Annotated in this window: 15 protein-coding genes and 1 tRNA gene; 8 read left to right on the top strand and 8 right to left on the bottom strand. The window is 68.6% G+C overall.

The features are described from left to right. Together A5698_RS01600 and dacB are read right to left on the bottom strand one after the other, a co-directional pair. On the bottom strand, positions 1–601 hold a 601-nt coding region (locus A5698_RS01600), incomplete at its 3' end, for a zinc-dependent metalloprotease (RefSeq protein WP_502688857.1). Beyond that, the gene (gene dacB / locus A5698_RS01595) at positions 589–1,968 is read right to left on the bottom strand and encodes a D-alanyl-D-alanine carboxypeptidase/D-alanyl-D-alanine endopeptidase (protein ID WP_068292405.1); all 1,380 of its coding nucleotides are present in this window, start codon (positions 1,966–1,968) and stop codon (positions 589–591) included. The genes A5698_RS01600 and dacB, both read right to left, overlap by 13 nt. A gap of 114 nt (positions 1,969–2,082) precedes the next feature. Here dacB and A5698_RS01590 point away from each other — a divergent pair, with 114 nt between their 5' ends. Both A5698_RS01590 and A5698_RS01585 read left to right on the top strand, forming a co-directional pair. Beyond that, positions 2,083–2,568, top strand: a complete 486-nt coding sequence (locus A5698_RS01590; RefSeq protein ID WP_067082307.1) for an inorganic diphosphatase — start codon at positions 2,083–2,085, stop codon at positions 2,566–2,568. Positions 2,569–2,651: 83 nt separating this feature from the next. Beyond that, positions 2,652–3,173, top strand: coding sequence for a 2-oxo-4-hydroxy-4-carboxy-5-ureidoimidazoline decarboxylase (locus A5698_RS01585; RefSeq protein ID WP_231967260.1), 522 nt, complete (start codon positions 2,652–2,654; stop codon positions 3,171–3,173). Positions 3,174–3,189: 16 nt separating this feature from the next. Here A5698_RS01585 and A5698_RS01580 read toward each other — a convergent pair whose 3' ends face one another. From A5698_RS01580 to A5698_RS01565, 4 genes are all read right to left on the bottom strand, one after another. Then, positions 3,190–3,723, bottom strand: a complete 534-nt coding sequence (locus A5698_RS01580) for a hypothetical protein (protein WP_068292427.1) — start codon at positions 3,721–3,723, stop codon at positions 3,190–3,192. Beyond that, positions 3,717–3,953 carry a hypothetical protein gene (locus A5698_RS27750; protein WP_084792189.1) on the bottom strand — a complete coding sequence of 79 codons (237 nt, stop codon included), beginning with the start codon at positions 3,951–3,953 and terminating at the stop codon, positions 3,717–3,719. Before A5698_RS27750 ends, A5698_RS01580 begins: the two co-directional genes overlap by 7 nt. Before the next feature lie 153 nt (positions 3,954–4,106). Next, positions 4,107–4,499, bottom strand: a complete 393-nt coding sequence (locus tag A5698_RS01570) for a hypothetical protein (RefSeq protein ID WP_068292395.1) — start codon at positions 4,497–4,499, stop codon at positions 4,107–4,109. A gap of 45 nt (positions 4,500–4,544) precedes the next feature. After that, positions 4,545–5,552, bottom strand: a complete 1,008-nt coding sequence (locus A5698_RS01565; protein WP_068292424.1) for a TerC family protein — start codon at positions 5,550–5,552, stop codon at positions 4,545–4,547. A gap of 288 nt (positions 5,553–5,840) precedes the next feature. Here A5698_RS01565 and A5698_RS01560 point away from each other — a divergent pair, with 288 nt between their 5' ends. The 6 genes from A5698_RS01560 to A5698_RS01535 all read left to right on the top strand — a co-directional run bounded on the left by A5698_RS01560 (position 5,841) and on the right by A5698_RS01535 (position 15,562). Further along, positions 5,841–9,746: a Pls/PosA family non-ribosomal peptide synthetase gene (locus A5698_RS01560; RefSeq protein ID WP_231967258.1), complete on the top strand. Its 3,906-nt coding sequence runs from the start codon at positions 5,841–5,843 to the stop codon at positions 9,744–9,746. Then, positions 9,743–11,074: a M1 family metallopeptidase gene (locus A5698_RS01555; RefSeq protein ID WP_068292393.1), complete on the top strand. Its 1,332-nt coding sequence runs from the start codon at positions 9,743–9,745 to the stop codon at positions 11,072–11,074. Before A5698_RS01560 ends, A5698_RS01555 begins: the two co-directional genes overlap by 4 nt. Next, on the top strand, positions 11,071–12,348 hold the full coding sequence (locus A5698_RS01550) for a lipopolysaccharide biosynthesis protein (protein WP_068292392.1): 1,278 nt from the start codon (positions 11,071–11,073) through the stop codon (positions 12,346–12,348). The genes A5698_RS01555 and A5698_RS01550 overlap by 4 nt, the downstream gene beginning before the upstream one ends. Positions 12,349–12,412: 64 nt before the next feature. Continuing rightward, complete coding sequence (galE, locus tag A5698_RS01545; protein WP_068292410.1) at positions 12,413–13,390, top strand: UDP-glucose 4-epimerase GalE; 978 nt, start codon at positions 12,413–12,415, stop codon at positions 13,388–13,390. After that, a complete protein-coding gene (locus A5698_RS01540) occupies positions 13,374–15,164 on the top strand; it encodes a hypothetical protein (RefSeq protein ID WP_197506593.1) in 1,791 nt (596 codons plus the stop codon). Before galE ends, A5698_RS01540 begins: the two co-directional genes overlap by 17 nt. 26 nt (positions 15,165–15,190) lie before the next feature. Then, the gene (locus A5698_RS01535; RefSeq protein ID WP_068292390.1) at positions 15,191–15,562 is read left to right on the top strand and encodes a carboxymuconolactone decarboxylase family protein; all 372 of its coding nucleotides are present in this window, start codon (positions 15,191–15,193) and stop codon (positions 15,560–15,562) included. A gap of 15 nt (positions 15,563–15,577) precedes the next feature. Here the strand turns inward: A5698_RS01535 and A5698_RS01530 are convergent. Beyond that, a tRNA-Thr gene (locus tag A5698_RS01530) sits at positions 15,578–15,653 on the bottom strand. Between the two features lie 69 nt (positions 15,654–15,722). After that, positions 15,723–16,531: DNA polymerase III subunit delta' (locus A5698_RS01525; RefSeq protein WP_068292387.1), on the bottom strand; the 809-nt coding region annotated here is incomplete at its 5' end.

Raw genomic sequence — 16,531 nt, 5'->3', positions numbered from 1 at the left:
TGATGTCGTCGGAGCCTTCTTCGGTGAGCACGCCGAGGGCACGCGACATGTGGTCGGCCAGCCATGGGTTCGCGCGGAACTGCACCCGGTGGGTGACCTCGTGCAAGCAGACCCACAGCCGGAAGTCGTAGGGCTGCACCCGCAACTGGCGCTCGACGGCGATCACGTTCGGGTAGACCAGCAGCAGTTCGCCTCCGCCGGGACCGAACGGATCGTACTGCCCGAGGATCCCCGAGGAGATGAACGCGAGCACCGCCCCGGTCTGCGCCCCCGTGATGCGTCCGCTGATGGCGCCCCGCGGCTTCTCCGACCCCCCGGTCATCACCCGCATCGACTGGGTGGCCGCGCGAATCCACTGCGGCCGGTCGACGATTCGCGCCTCGGGGATGTCGCCGCCCTCCGTCATCCCGGTGACCTCGCGCACCGGGAGCTCCGCCGAACGCGAGGCCTCGGCCAACTGCTCGATCACCTGGCGACGCGTGTAGTCGGTTGACGCCGGTCCGGGCCGCGCCAGCCTCTCCCCCACGGTCGCCGCGAAGTTCCAGTCGACGGCGCGCCCGACCGAGAGCGAGGACTTGGCAGGCGGGCTCATGCGCTGCATCCGCATGCCCGCAGTGTCGCCGCCAGGTTGTCGAGTGCGATGCGTCCGGTCGGGCCGGCGTTGTTGGAGATCAGCGCGAAGGTGAGTACCCGGCCGCTGGAGTCGGTGATGATTCCTGCCAAGGAGTTGGTGCCGGTCAGCGAGCCCGTCTTGGCGCGCAGGAAACCTGCGGCGGGTTTGACGATGTCGGTGTCCAGATAGCGGTTCGACAGGGTTCCGCTGCCACCGGCGATGGGAAGCAGGTCGACCAGTGGTCGCAGCTTGGGGTGGTCGTCCCCTGCCGCGGCCTGCACCACCTCGTCGAGTGTCTCCGCGGTCAGGCGGTCGTCGACGGACAGCCCGCTGGAGTCGAACAGCCTCGCGCCGGTGGTGTCGACCCCGGCATCGCCGAGCGCGCCCAGGACCGCGCGCACGGCGCCGTCGAAGCTCTGCGGACGGTTGAGCGCGGCGGCGACCTCACGCCCGATCGCCTCGGCCATCACGTTGTCCGAGGCGTTCATCATGTCGCGCAACCGCGACATCAGCGGCGGCGACTGGACGGAGCCGAGTTCCTCGCCGCCGTTCGCGCTGCCCGGCGCCACGCTGACCTTCGCGGGATCGATCTTCAGCGCCGCCGCCAACGCCCGTCCGGCGTCGAGCGCCGGCGTGCGCGACCGGGCCGAGTCGACGCTCACGGGCTGAGTGCGGCCGCCGTCGAGCATGACCGACTCCATCGGCGCGATGTCGCCGCCGTCGATGTCGAGCGGGTCCCAGCCCGGCGCCATGGTGGGCCCGCTGTAGCTGCTGGTGTCGACCAGCACCGACGTCACCTCGATACCGCTACCGGTGACCTGCTCGGCGAGATCGCTGATGCGCGCGGCGTCCCGGTACCAGGTTTCCTCTCCAATGGGCGCTGCCGACAGCGTCGGGTCGCCGCCACCCTTGAGCACCACGACACCGGGCCTGCTCCCGCTGAACACCCGCGTGGTGAGTCGGGCCTCGCGGTCCAGGGTCAGCAGCGCGGCGGCGGCGGTCAGCGTCTTGTTCGTCGACGCCGGCTGCATCGGCACGTCGGCACGCTGCTCCCACAGCGGGGCCGCGGTCATCGCATCGGTGACGCGTCCTGCGAGGTCACCGAGGTTCGGGTCGGCCAATGCGGGCCCCAGCTTGGCGGCCAGCCGATCCGGCAGCGGTTTGGGCGCCGCGTCGGCCACCGGGACGACGGCGGGATTGGCGGTCGCGGCCGGAGGTGTCGGCTTACCCGCCGCGGCCTCGGTCGACCGACCCGTCGTGAGCACCGCGGCCACGGCCACGACCACGGCAACCAGCAGCAGTACCGCCACCGATACCGCCACGTGTGTGGATCGCCGCCACTGACTGGGCCGCATAACCCTCCTGCTCAACCTGGACCGCCCCCGTACAGCAGCGTATCGCTCGATTAAGGTTGACCCGATTTGTCACCGGACGACCCAGACCAGAGCACAGGGCAAGGAGCCGCTGCCGTGCAGTTCGACGTAGTCATCGAGATTCCCAAGGGTTCGCGCAACAAGTACGAGGTGGACCACGACTCCGGCCGGGTGAAGCTGGACCGCTACCTGTACACGTCGATGGCCTATCCGACCGATTACGGGTTCTTCGAGAACACCCTCGGCGAGGACGGCGATCCGCTCGACGCGCTGGTGCTGCTGCCCGAGTCGGTGTTCCCAGGCTGCATCGTCGAGGTCCGCCCGGTGGCCATGTTCAAGATGACCGACGAGGCCGGCGGTGACGACAAGGTGTTGTGCGTGCCCGCCGACGACGGACGCTGGGACCACATTCAAGATCTCGGCGACGTGCCCCAGCATGAGCTCGAGGCGATCAAGCACTTCTTCGTGCACTACAAGGACCTCGAACCCGGCAAGTACGTGAAGGCCGCCGACTGGGTGGGGCGCTCGGAGGCCGAGGCCGAGGTTCAGGCGTCGGTGGAGCGGTTCAAGAAGGAGCACTGAGCCCGATTGACGGGCGCGCTGATTTTTCCTCGCTGTAACACAACGTAACCTGGACGTTCTCGTCGCGATCGATCATTGCTCTCGTGTTGATGCATCAGGGGATCGGCCTCGAAGTGTTCAACGCGATGCCGATGCGCAGGGCGGTGCACGCCGTCTACGAATGCTGCTACAGCGTGCCGCTGGCCGCCGATCTGGCGCGCGGCCGCCCGTACGCCGACCACGACTCGTTGTTCCGCGAAGCCGACGCGTTGTTGTTCAGCCTCGGCGAGGACTCGATCGACACGATCCTGCAGGCGTACCCGGACGTCGGGCGGCGGCCGGGCAGCGAGAAGTCGGCCGCCGAGCAGTGCGCGATCTGGTGTGACCAGCCCGAGCTGATGGAGCGACTCGGCGCCGCCTCGAAGCGCTACCTCGAACATTTCGGCTTCGGCTTCGTGATGTTCGTCAACGGCTACGACGCCACGCAGGTGCTGGCGACGATGACCGACCGGATGCACAACGACATCGAGACCGAACGCAAGATCGTGCGCAACGAACTGGCCCGCATCAACCGCACCCGGCTCGAACGCATGCTGGGACCCGAAGGCGGCTACGACAACTGGTGACGGACCGCCCGCGCGGCTACGCCGTCTGCCAGGTCTTGATCGCCGCGGCCTGCTTCTGACCCAGTTCGGTGACCAGGTCGGCCGGCGCGGGATCGTTTGCGGGACCTTCGAATTCGATCGTCGTCGCGGTGTTGCCCTCGGTGAAGGTCAGCACGGCCACGGATTCGGTGCCGTCGGGCGACGTGCCGGTGACCATCGTGCCACCGGTGCCCACATCGACGGGTTGCGACTGTTGGTTGGCCACGTCGGCGGCCGCACCGTCGAGCGCCGCCGTGGCGGCCGCGGGGTCGGCCAGCACCAGGATGGTGGTGGTGATCTGCCGTGTGCCGCCCTCGCGGTGGGTGTACTCGGCCCGCACGCCCGGCCGACCGTCCGGATTGATCGCGAGCGGCGCCGCGGTGTAGGCCAACGAGTCGGTGATCGAGTTCGGATCGACCGGCAGCCTGCTGTAGTCAGTCGATTGTGCTGCGGCCGAACCGATCCCGAGCGCAGCGGCGAACGTCGTCGCCGCGATCGCACAGGAGGCCCTGACCGCCGTCGCCGTCAGCATGGGTAGCACCCCCAGCCCCGCCAGCCGTCGCGCCAGAACCAGCCGGGACCGCATCCCATGTTCCCGGTCGTGCCCTGGCAGTCGAACGCCTGCACCCTTGGCGCGGTGGGAACCGTCGGGGCCGGGGCGATGGTGTCGGGGGCTACCGCAGCGGCACCCGCGGACTGTGCCGTCACGAGCGGACCCAGGATCAGCGCGCCTACGGCGACCGCCGTCGCGAACCTGCGCATCGCATACCTCCTGACTATTGACGCTTACGTCAATGACGGTACCGGTGCGGGCGCGTGGATCGGGACAGTTTTCCCGTAAATCCGCTGGGCAGCGGCATGATGAGCCGATGCACGAGACCGTTCACGCCGCTGGGACAGCATCGCCGAGCTCATCTACGAGGCTTTGGCCTGAGCCCGTGAGGCCAGGCGGTCCAGCACCGCGCGGCCCAGTGAGTGCACATCGCCGTGCGGCGACGCCGGTACGAGCGTGACGCCGTCGGCGACCCCGGCCGACTCGATGTCGGCGATCAGGCCGGCGAGGCCGTCGATGGTGCCGGCGTAGCGCACCCCTTCGGCCGGTTCGAGGACGTCGCGCACGGACCGGAAGTCGGCCGCGACGGCGACCGTGACGTCCAGAATGACCGCGACGTCGCCGGCTGCACGCACCCGCGCGCGGACCCGTCGCGCATGCTGCAGGTCCTTGGCCGCGACGCGGACGGGCGGAACCCCGCCGTCAGTCAGTTCATCCCAGCCCCCGTCGGGGGTTTCGGTCACGAATAGGCGCACCCGGCAAGGCTTCCAGAGGCCGCAACGTTCAGTCGAGCGTTGCGCTCAGCGAGAATCAAACGATTCCTCGGTGTCGTCAGTGCCGTTCTTCACATCGTGCACCCGCGTCTTGTAGAGGCTCGCCGCGGTGGTGATGGCCAGCGTCACGACGATCACCCCCAGCGACAGCAGGGTCGGGATCTCCGGCACCGGAACGTGCTCGCCGCCGTTGATGAACGGCACCTCGTTCTCATGCAGGGCGTGCAGAAGCAACTTCACCCCGATGAACCCGAGGATGAACGCCAGGCCCTGGGACAGGAAGACCAGTCGTTTGAGCAGGTCGCCCAGCAGGAAGTACAGCTGGCGCAGGCCCATCAGCGCGAACACGTTGGCCGTGAAGACCAGGTACGGCTCCTGGGTGAGCCCGTAGATGGCGGGGATGGAGTCGAGCGCGAAGATCAGGTCCGTGGTGCCCAGCGCGACGATGACGAGGAACATCGGCGTCATCAGCCGCTTGCCGTTCTCCTTCACCCACAGCTTCAGCCCGTCCCATTTTTCGGTCATGCTCAGGTGGTTGCGGGCGAACCGGACCACGATGTTGTCGCCGTCGTCGTCGTGGTCGGTGTCGCGGGCGAGGTTGATCGCGGTGTAGATCAGGAACGCGGCAAAGATGTAGAACACCCACGAGAACTGGTTGATCGCCACGGCGCCCAGCGCGATGAAGATGCCGCGGAAGATCAGCGCCAGGATGATGCCCACCAGGAGGGCCTGCTGCTGGTACTTCCTGGGCACGTTGAAGCTCGCCATGATGATGATGAAGACGAACAGGTTGTCCACCGACAGGCTGTACTCGGTGAGCCACCCGGCGAAGAACTCGACGCCGTACTGGCTGCCGTGAAAGAACCAGGTCCACAGGCCGAAGATGATCGCGAGGCTGACGTAGATCGTCAGCGCGATACCGGTTTCCCGTTTCGACGGCTCGTGAGGCCGCCGGCCTATCACGATGACGTCGAACAGCAGGATGGCGGTCGTCACGCTCAGCGTGATGATCCATTCGAGGGTGGAAACGTTCACTGATCCTCCGGTCGTCAAAGCGCCGGAGGTCTCTTCCACCGCCACGATCACTCGTGTCGGCCCGCAGCACCGGTCGTCCGATGACGGCCGACGTGATGACGACACCGCGGCGAAGGAATACTCCCCTCCGCAGGCGATTCTGCCAGGTACTGGCGGATGACCGGAAGCGGAGGAAATCAAACCTCTCGAGGCGGCCCAGTCGGCCTCGCCGAGCGGTGTCGTAATCGTGATCGCGACGCCGCGTGCAGCTCAGCCGACACGGGCGCTCGGCTGAGTAGCTTTATAGCCGTGACTGGGGAGTTGCGGCAGGAGATCCCACCTCAATATCTGTTGTCCCCGTTCGCGCCGGAGCCGCGCACGCTCATCGACATCCTCTACGAGACCGCGAAGCGCTTTCCGGAGGCGCCCGCGATCGACGACGGCGATGTCCAGCTCACCTATGCCGAGCTGATCACCGACATCGAGGACAGCGTGCGGTGGCTGGCCGCACGGGGAATCGGCCGCGGCGACCGCATCGGCATCCGGATGCCGTCGGGCAGCTACGCGCTGTACGTGGCGATACTCGCCGTGCTGGCCACCGGCGCCGCCTACGTCCCCGTGGATGCCGACGATCCGGCGGACCGCGCCGAGCTGGTGTTCAGCGAGGCCAACGTCGTCGCGATCATCACCGAGGCGGGGCTGTCACGCGGGCCGGGCTCGTCACGGGGTTGGCGGGCGGCGGCGCCGATCGGTCGCGACGACGCGTGGATCATCTTCACGTCCGGCTCCACCGGCACCCCCAAGGGCGTCGCGGTCACTCATCGCAGTGCGGCAGCCTTCGTCGACGCCGAGGCACGGTTGTTCCTTGCGGACAATCCGCTCGGGCCGGGCGACCGCGTGCTGGCCGGTTTGTCGGTGGCGTTCGACGCCTCGTGCGAGGAGATGTGGCTGGCCTGGCGCCACGGCGCGTGCCTGGTGCCCGCGCCGCGTTCGATGGTGCGCAGCGGGATGGACCTGGGGCCCTGGTTGGTCGCGCGTGACATCACGGTGGTGTCGACGGTGCCGACGCTGGCCGCGCTGTGGCCCGCGGAGGCGCTCGAGGCGGTGCGGCTGCTGATCTTCGGCGGCGAAGCCTGCCCGCCCGAACTGGCCGAGCGGCTCGCCGTCGAGGGCCGGGAGGTCTGGAACACCTACGGCCCGACGGAGGCGACGGTCGTGGCGTGCGCCGCCCGGTTGTCGCCAGCCGGGCCGGTGACCATCGGCCTACCGCTGGTCGGCTGGGACCTGGCCGTCGTCGACTGGCATGGTGAGCCGGTGCCGTACGGCGCGGTGGGCGAGCTGATCATCGGCGGCGTCGGCCTGGCCCGCTACCTCGACCCCGACAGAGACGCCCAGAAGTACGCGGAGATGCCGACGCTCGGCTGGAAACGCGCCTACCGCAGCGGTGACCTGGTGCGCCTGGAATCCGACGGGCTCTATTTCGTGGGCCGCGTCGACGACCAGGTCAAGGTCGGCGGGCGCCGCATCGAACTCGGTGAGGTGGACACCGCGCTGGTCAACCTGCCCGGAGTGAGCGGTGCAGCCGCCGCGGTCCGCAGCACGGCCACCGGCACACCGCTGTTGGTCGGCTACGTCGCGAGCACCGATCCCGCGTTCGACCTCGCCAAGGCCCGGGTGTCGCTTTCCGAGACCTTGCCCGCCCCGCTGGTGCCCCGGCTCGTGCTGGTCGACGAACTACCGACCCGCACTTCCGGCAAGGTCGACCGCGACGCGCTGCCGTGGCCGGTCGACGTCGGCGACGACGAGGGCGCCGAGTTGACCGGGACCATGGGCTGGCTGGCCGGCCTGTGGCGCGACGTCCTGGCCGCGCCGGTGGACGGTCCAGAGGCCGACTTCTTCGCGCTCGGCGGCGGCTCACTGTCCGCGGCGCAACTGGTCGCCGCGTTACGTCGCCGCCACCCCCAGGTGACCGTCGCCGACCTCTACGACCATCCCCGTCTGGGTTCGCTCGCGGGCTACCTCGACGAGCTCGATCCCCCGCCGCAGGTGCGTGCGCGCGAGGTGAAGCCGACGTCGCGCCTGACACAGGCCGTGCAGGTGGCGCTGTCGCTGCCGCTGGCCACGTTGACCGGATTGCAGTGGGTGGTGTGGCTGGCGGCGGCCAACAACGTGCTGGCGGGGTTCGTCCCCTGGACCGCCCCGCTGAACTGGTGGTGGGTCGGCGTGGGCTTCCTGCTGTTCGTCACGCCGCTGGGCCGCATGGGCATCGCGGCCCTGTGCGCCCGGCTTCTGCTCGACGGGCTCGCACCGGGAACCTACCGGCGCGGCGGGTCCGTCCACCTCCGGGTGTGGCTCGCCGAGCGGCTCGCCGAGGCCAGCGGTGCCGAAAACCTCGCCGGCGCACCGTGGTTGGTGTACTACGCACGCGCGCTGGGCAGCAAGGTCGGCAAGGGCGTGGACCTGCATTCCACCCCACCGGTCACCGGCATGCTCAAACTCGGTCACCGCAGCTCGATCGAACCCGAGGTCGACCTGTCCGGTCACTGGGTCGACGGCGACCTGTTCCACGTCGGGCCGATCACCGTCGGAAACGATGCGACGATCGGCGCGCGGACCACGTTGCTGCCCGGTGCCGTCGTCGGCAAGAACGCCGATGTCGCCCCGGGATCCGGCGTCGTCGGCAAGGTGAAGAACGGCCAGTACTGGAAGGGGTCGCCTGCGGTGAAGTCCGGCAAGGCCCGCCACCCCTGGCCGCAGGACCGCCCGCCCCGGGCGCCGCTGTGGGTGGCGGTCTACGGCGTCACCTCCATCCTTTTCAGCGGGCTTCCGATGCTCGCGCTCGCGGCTGGCCTCGCTGTCATCGGATACGCCGTGCGCCATACGGATTCGGTGACGGCGGCGATCGGGCCCGCGGCGCTGTGGACGCCGATAGCGACCTTGACGGCCGCCCTCACCTACGCGGCGCTGACAATCGTCGGGGTGCGCATGCTCTCACTCGGGCTGCGCGAGGGATTTCACCCGGTGCGCAGCCGGTCGGGATGGCAGATCTGGGCCACAGAACGGCTGATGGACGCCGCGCGCACGTACTTGTTCCCGATCTACGCGAGCCTGCTCACGCCGTGGTGGCTGCGGGCGCTGGGCGCGAAGGTCGGTCGCGGAACCGAGATCTCGACGGCCCTGTTCACGCCGAAGTTCACGGTGGTCGAGGACGGCGCCTTCCTCGCCGACGACACCATGGTGGCGTCCTATGAGTTGGGCGGCGGCTGGATCCACGTCGCGAAGGCCACGATCGGCAAGCGGGCGTTCCTCGGCAACTCGGGCATCACCCAGCCCGGTCGCAAAGTTCCCGACGACGGGTTGGTGGCCGTGTTGTCGGCGGCCCCGCACAAGGCCAAAGCGGGCTCGTCCTGGCTGGGCAGCCCACCGGTTCGGTTGCGCCGCAAGCCGACCGCCGCTGATGCGCTGCGCACGTTCCACCCGTCCACTCGCCTGAAGGTGCTGCGAGGCCTGGTCGAGACGTGCCGGATCGTCCCGGTGGTCGTGACGTTCGGGATCGGGGTCGGGGTGCTGCTCGCCCTCCAGTGGCTGGCCGTCGAAACCGGTTGGGGGTGGGCCGCGCTGGGCGCCGGCGCGTTGCTGTTGATCGCGGGGGTGGTCGCGGGCGCGGCCGCCGTGATCGCGAAATGGCTTGTGGTGGGCCGCATCGGGCCCGACGAACACCCGCTCTGGTCGCCGTTCGTCTGGCGCAACGAGGTCTACGACACCTTCGTCGAGACCGTCGCCGCCCCGTGGTTCGCGCGCGCGGCCAGCGGCACCCCGGTGATGAACCTGTGGCTGCGGGCGCTCGGCGCCAGGATCGGCCGCGGCGTGTGGTGCGAGACGTACTGGCTACCCGAGGCCGACCTGGTCACGCTCGAGGAGGGCGCCACCGTCAACCGTGGCTGCGTGGTGCAGACCCACCTGTTTCACGACAGGATCATGCGGATGGACAACGTTGTGCTGGAGCGAGGTTCGACGCTAGGGGCGCATGGTGTGGTCCTGCCCGCCGCCCGGATCGGCGCGGGAGCGACCGTCGGTCCGGCGTCGCTGGTCATGCGCGGCGACGAGGTGCCCGCGTCGACCCGGTGGCAGGGTAACCCCATCGCACCGTGGCACGCGCCGCGCAAGAAGCGCGGTGACACGCAGGCATCCGCGACCGAAGTAACCGCCGCGTGACGCGAAGTAAGAAGAAGTCGACACCGGTCATCGACCCGTATCTGCCCTCCAGCGGGAATTTCGGCTACCGGGTGTCGCGCTATGAACTCGACCTCACCTACAAAGTGGCGATCAACCGGCTGACGGGTACGGCGACGATCACTGCGGTGACGCTCGCGACGTTGCGCGCCTTCACCCTCGACCTCGCCGACGCGCTGTCGGTGACGAAGGTGAGCGTGAACGGCTCTCAACCCCAACAGTTCCGCACCTCCGCGGGAAAGCTGCACATCGCGTTGCGCGATCCACTGCCTCCCGGTGCGGTGATGACGATCGTCGTGCGATACGGCGGCACGCCCCGGCCCATCCGTTCGCTGTGGGGTGAGGTGGGCTTCGAGGAGTTGACCGATGGCGCGCTGGTGGCGGGCCAGCCGAACGGGGCCCAATCCTGGTTTCCCTGCGACGACCACCCGAGCGCGAAGGCGAGCTTTCGAATCCAGATCTCGGCCGAAAGTCCATATCGGGTGATCGCCAACGGCGAGTTGGTGTCTCGACGAGCGCGGGCGGGGATGACGACCTGGACCTACGAGTTGCCCGAGCCGACCTCGACTTACCTGATCACGCTGCAGATCGGGATGTACGAGCATCGCAAGTTGGCCAATAACGGGGTTCCGATTCATGCGGCGCTCCCCGACCGGCTGCGCGAAGAGTTCGACCACGACTTCGCCGACCAACCGCAGATGATGAAGTTGTTCGTCAAGCTGTTCGGCGACTACCCCCTGAGCGAGGGCTACACGGTCGTGGTCACCGACGATGAACTCGAGATTCCGCTTGAGGCGCAGGGAATTTCGATATTCGGTGCCAACCACTGTGACGGTATGGGTGGCGCCGGGCGACTGATCGCACACGAACTCGCGCACCAGTGGTTCGGCAACTCGGTGACCGCCAAGCGCTGGCGGCACATCTGGTTGCATGAGGGATTCGCTTGTTACGCCGAGTGGTTGTGGTCGGAGAACTCCGGCGGCCGCACGGCCGACGAATGGGCGCGGCACTACTATCAGCGGCTCGCCAACTCGCCGCGAGACCTCGTCCTGGCCGATCCGGGTCCAGGCGACATGTTCGACGACCGCGTCTACAAGCGTGGCGCGCTGACCCTGCACGTGCTGCGGCGCGAGATTGGGGACGACGGCTTCTTCACGCTGTTGCGGGACTGGACCGCGCGCTACCGGCACAGCACGGTGGTGACCGACGACTTCACCGGTCTGGCATCGCATTACGCGCACGAGTCGCTGCGCCCCCTGTGGGATGCATGGCTGTATTCCGCCGAGCTTCCGGAGCTGGATGGGCCGTGACCGACACGGGCTCGCCTTTCGATCCGCTCACCGCGAGCGGCGCATCACCGAGGGGTCCTGCCGCACGCGGCAGTGTCCTTCGGGTCGGAGCGGCCACCGCCGTGATTGCGGTGTGCGGTTATGCGGTGCTCTATCTGGCCGCTCGCGATCTCGAGCCCGCCGGATTCTCGCTGTTCGCCGTGTTCTGGGGTGCGTTCGGCTTGGTCTCGGGGGCAACGGGAGGCTTGTTGCAGGAGGCCACCAGGGAGACCCGGTCCGCCGCGCACGGCGACACGCGAAAGAGTCCACGCACCCGCCCGATGTGGGTGGCCGCCGGCGTCGGTGCGCTGTCGGCCGCGGTCATTGCGATCAGCTCACCGTTGTGGTCCGGCCATGTGTTCGTCGAGCTGCGGTGGCTGTCGGTGGCGCTGTTGGCGGTCGGGCTCGCCGGATTCTGTTTGCACTCAACGTTGCTCGGCATGCTGGCGGGGCTGGACAGATGGACCGCGTACGGTTCGCTGATGGTGACCGACGCAGGTCTTCGGTTGTTGGTCGCTGTCGCAAGCTTTGTAATCGGCTGGGGCCTGGCCGGGTACCTGTGGGCCACAGTGGCTGGCGCCATCGCGTGGCTGATCATGCTGCTCGCTTCGCCGGCCTCGCGGCGCGCCGCGAGCATCCTGACGCCGGTCGGCACCGCGACCTTCCTGCGCGGCGCGTCCCATTCCATTACCGCGGCGAGCGCCAGCGCCATCCTCGTGATGGGGTTTCCCGTGTTGTTGCAGGCGACCTCGGGTGACCTCGGCGCGATCGGCGGCATCGTGATCCTCGCCGTCACGCTCACGCGGGCGCCGCTGCTCGTCCCGCTGACAGCGATGCAGGGCAATCTCGTCGCCCATTTCGTCGACCAGAGCGCGCACCGGGTGCGTGCCCTGATGACTCCCGCGGCCATCGTGCTCGCCGTAGGCCTGCTCGGCGTCCTCGCCGCCGGTACCGCAGGGCCATGGCTGCTGCGGAGCGCCTTCGGTCCTGATTACCGTGCCGACGGCGCCCTGCTGGCATGGCTCACGGGCGGCGCGATCGCGGTTTCGCTTCTCACGCTCACGGGGGCGGCGGCGGTGGCAGCAGCGCTGCACCGCGCATACGCGCTGGGCTGGGTGTCGGCGACCGTCGCGTCGACCCTGTTGCTGCTGTTGCCGCTCGACCTCGAGACGCGGACCGTGATCGCGCTGCTGTGCGGTCCGGCGGTCGGCATCGCGGTGCACCTGAGCGCGCTGTCGCGCGACCGCGCCTCATGACACCGGTTCGGACCAGAGGCCGCCGATCCGTATGCTGGCCCCGTTCTACGGTGAGGAAGATCGAATGACTTGGCTGGTGACCGGCGGGGCAGGCTACATCGGGTCCCATGTCGTCCGCGCCTTGTCGGACGCCGATATGCCGGTGGTGGTGATCGACGACCTCTCGACCGGCCTCGAGCGGTTCGTTCCTCCGACGGTTCCGCTGGTGCGCGGCACGCTGCTCGACAGTGACCTCGTCGTCCGCACGCTCGACGAGCATCGCGTCGACGGCGTCATCCACATCGCGGGTTTCAAGTACGCCGGTGTCTCGGTACAACGACCGCTGCACACCTACGAGCAGAACGTCTCGGCGATGGTCACGCTGCTCAAGGCGATGGAGGCCGCCGGCACCGACAAGATGGTGTTCTCCTCCAGCGCCGCCACGTACGGCACACCGGACGTCGACACCGTCACGGAGCAGACGCCGACCGCACCCGAGTCGCCGTATGGAGTCAGTAAGTTGGTGGGCGAGTGGATGCTTCGCGACACCGCGCGCGCGTCCGGGCTGCGCCACACCAGCCTGCGGTACTTCAACGTCGTGGGGTCGGGGTCCGACGAACTGTTCGACGTCAGCCCGCACAACCTCTTTCCACTGGTGTTCGACATGCTGTGCCGCGGCGAGACGCCGAGGATCAACGGCGCCGACTACCCCACGCCGGACGGCACCTGCGTGCGCGACTACGTGCACGTGTCGGATCTCGCGCTGGCTCACGTCGCCGCCGCGCGGCGGCTGGAGGCCGGCGACCCGATCGAGCCCGTCTACAACCTCGGCAGCGGCAGCGGCACCTCCGTTCGCGAAATCATGACCACCGTCCGGGAAGTCACCGGTTTCGATTTCGAGCCGGTCGTCGGTCCGCGCCGGCCTGGCGACCCCGCCCGTATCGTCGCGTCGGGTGATCTGGCCGCGCGCGACCTCGACTGGCGGATGCGGCATTCGCTTCAGGAGATGGTGCGGTCGGCATGGATCGCGCGCCGGCAAGCAGGGGATGCGTATCCGCGGTAAGTACGCGTTGGGCAACTGGGTCGCGCGCACCGCCGTCGCCCTGATCGTCGTGCAGCTGGCGATCCGGGCGGTCCTGGCGTTCGGCGGCTACTTCTATTGGGACGACCTGATTCTCATCGGCCGCGCGGGCACACAGTCGCTGGTCTCGCCGGCATACCTGTTCGACGATCACGACGGCCACGTCATGCCGGGGGCGTTTCTCGTCGCCGGCGTGATCACCTTGATAGCCCCGCTGAACTGGGTCGGCCCTGCGATCAGCCTGTTGATTCTGCAGCTGCTGGTGTCGCTGGCGTTGCTGCGCACGCTGCATGTGATCCTCGGATGGCGACCACTGCTGTTGCTGCCCTTGACATTCGCATTGTTCACACCGCTGGCGGTGCCGGGCTTCGCGTGGTGGGCAGCGGCACTGAACTCGTTGCCGATGCTCGCGGCGATGGCGTGGGTTGGCGGCGACGCGATCCTCCTCGTGCGCACCGGCGAGCGTCGCCACGCGGTGACGGCCCTGCTGGTTTACGTCGGGGGGCTGCTGTTCTTCGAGAAGTCGGCGGTGATTCCGTTCGTCGCGTTCACGGTGACGGCGCTGCTGTGCCACGTGACGGGCTCAGGGTCGGTGAACGCGGTGTGGCGTCGCGGCATTCGCCTGTGGGCGCCGTCGCTTGTGGTCACGGCCGGCTGGGTCGGCGTGTACCTGATCGTGGTCGACCAGAAGCGGTGGACCCTCGATTTGGCGATGACGTGGGATCTGCTCGCGAGGTCGGTGACACACGGAATCGTGCCGGGTCTGGTCGGCGGTCCGTGGGATTGGCAGCGGTGGGCGCCGGCCTCGCCGTGGGCCACCCCGCAGGCGACGGTGATGGTGCTCGGGTGGACGGCCCTGGCCGCGACGGTCGCGGTCACGGTGCTGCGCAAGCGGCGGATCGTCCCCGTGTGGCTGGTGGCGGCCGGTTACGGGGTGGCCTGCCAGGTCCCGATCTACCTCATGCGGGCGTCGCAGTTCACCGCGTTGGAATTGGGGCAGACGCTGCGCTATCTACCCGACCTCGTCGTCGTGCTCGCGCTGCTGGCGGCGGTCGGGCTGTGCGCGCCGAACCGCGAGGGAACGCGGTGGATGGACGCCTCGCGGCGCCGTACGGCGCTGATCTGTGTTCTCACATCGGCCTTCGTCGCCAGCAGTCTGTACTCGACGGCGACGTTCCTGACGGCGTGGCGTGACAACCCGGCGCAGGCGTATCTGCGCAATGCGCTGTCCAGCTTGACCACTGCGGCGAGGATGTCGAATGCGCCGATGCTCGACCAGGAGGTCGACCCGATGGTGCTGCAGCGGGTGGTCGGCCCCGAGAACCGGGCCAGCCACATGTTCGCGCTGGTACGCGACCGTCCCGAATTCGCCTCGGCCACAACCGAACTGCGCATGTTCGATCACACCGGCCGGGTCGTCGATGCGAAGGTCACCTGGGTGCGCAGTATCGTGCCGGGACCGCAACCGGACTGCGGATATCTGGTGCAGCCGGAGAGTGAAATCCGCATGCCGTTGAATGGCCCGCTGCTGCCGGCCGATTGGACGGCGGAGATCAACTATCTGGCCAACAGCGACGGTTCGATGATGATGTCGCTGTCGGAGGGTCATGAGGTCAAGGTGCCGGTGCGACCGGGACTGAACCGGGTGTTCGTCCGGCTGCCGGGAGCGGGCGACGCCATCGACGTGCGGGCGAACACCGCGGCGTTGTCGGTGTGCATCGCTTCCGGACCTGTCGGTTTCGTGGCGCCGAAATAGCGGGCATTCATGCCACGCTGTCTGCCATGACAGACGTACGCGAACAAGGGCTGCAGGTTTTCCGTGAATTACTTCCGGGAGTCCTCCCCGACGGCGAAGTGGAGTTGCCGTCCGGTGCTTTCGGCGGCGAGATGCTGGGCCTCGCGATGGACAATGTGTTCGGCCGGCTGTGGACCCGTGAGGGGTTGAGCCGCCGCGACCGCAGCCTGGTGACGCTCGGCATTCTCATCACGCTGCGCGCCGACGACGAGCTGCGGATCCACGTCCAGATCGCCCGCAACAACGGCCTGACCGACGACGAGATCGCCGAAGTGATCTATCACTGCACCGGTTACGCCGGGTTCCCGGCCGCCAACTCGGCGATGAAAGTCGCTCAGGACGCGCTGCAGGACACGTGAGCGTGGACGTCGCTCTGGAGCCACCTAGGAGAATCGAACTCCTGACCTGCTCATTACGAGTGAGCCGCTCTGCCGACTGAGCTAAGGTGGCGTGCCCGGCTCACACATGTGTCAGCCACAGGCGGGACGAGTCTACGGCAGGGCCCGCCGCCGACCCAACTCAGTCGCGCAGCGCCCGTCCGACCGTCGCCACCATCGCGTCGACCGCGAACTTCGGCTTGACGTTGACCGCCAGCGCCTCGCGGCACTCCAGCACAGCTTCGATGCACCGCAGCAGCTTGTCCGGCGGTGCGTGCGCGGCCAACCTGGCGATCTCCTCGCCCATGTCGGGATGGTTGTGCGCAACGCCGCCCGCGTTCGATGCCACCAGCAGCGCGTCGCGGAAGTAGGTGGCCAGGTCGATCAGCGCCCGGTCGAGGGAGTCGCGCGAGGCGCGCGTCTTGCGCGACTTCTGCCGTCGCTCAAGGGCACTCAGCGCGCCCGCCGCCCCGCGCAGCGAACCGGCCGTCCCCTTGCCGGTGCCGCCGGCCCCGAGCGCGGTCCGCAATTCCTCGGTCTCGGCCTCGTTGCGCTCCACCGTCAACGCCAGCGCCTCGTCCTCGGCGGTCTTCACCAACTCCTCGGCCGCGGCGTAGGCGCGCGACGGCGTCGCCGCATCCCGCGCCAGCCCCAGCGCCCGCTTCCGGCGTTCCCGAGCCGTCTCGTCGGTGGCCAGGCGCCGGGCCCGCCCGACATGACCGCCGCTGACCGAGGCCGCCCATCGCGCGTCGGCCTCCGGAAGCCCGCCGCTGTCCATCAGCACACCGGCGATCGCGTCCACGGTCGGCGTCACCAGTGCGACGTGACGGCAGCGCGACCGCAGCGTGATCGCGATGTCCTCCGGATCCACCGACGGCGCGCACAGCAGGAACACCGTCGACGGCGGCGGTTCCTCGACCACCTTGAGCAGCGCGTTCGCCGCGCCCTCGG

The sequence above is a fragment of the Mycobacterium sp. E136 genome (assembly GCF_001666865.1).
In the GTDB taxonomy this organism is placed as follows: domain Bacteria; phylum Actinomycetota; class Actinomycetes; order Mycobacteriales; family Mycobacteriaceae; genus Mycobacterium.
This window is presented reverse-complemented; position numbering and strand designations above follow the sequence as displayed.

Bases quoted from the DNA above. Each gene is read 5' to 3' on its own strand.
- A5698_RS01535 (WP_068292390.1), top strand. From the start codon at position 15,191: ATGACAGACGTACGCGAACAAGGGCTGCAGGTTTTCCGTGAATTACTT.
- A5698_RS01540 (WP_197506593.1), top strand. From the start codon at position 13,374: ATGCGTATCCGCGGTAAGTACGCGTTGGGCAACTGGGTCGCGCGCACC.
- galE (WP_068292410.1), top strand. From the start codon at position 12,413: ATGACTTGGCTGGTGACCGGCGGGGCAGGCTACATCGGGTCCCATGTC.
- dacB (WP_068292405.1), bottom strand. From the start codon at position 1,968: ATGCGGCCCAGTCAGTGGCGGCGATCCACACACGTGGCGGTATCGGTG.
- A5698_RS27750 (WP_084792189.1), bottom strand. From the start codon at position 3,953: ATGCGCAGGTTCGCGACGGCGGTCGCCGTAGGCGCGCTGATCCTGGGT.
- A5698_RS01580 (WP_068292427.1), bottom strand. From the start codon at position 3,723: ATGCTGACGGCGACGGCGGTCAGGGCCTCCTGTGCGATCGCGGCGACG.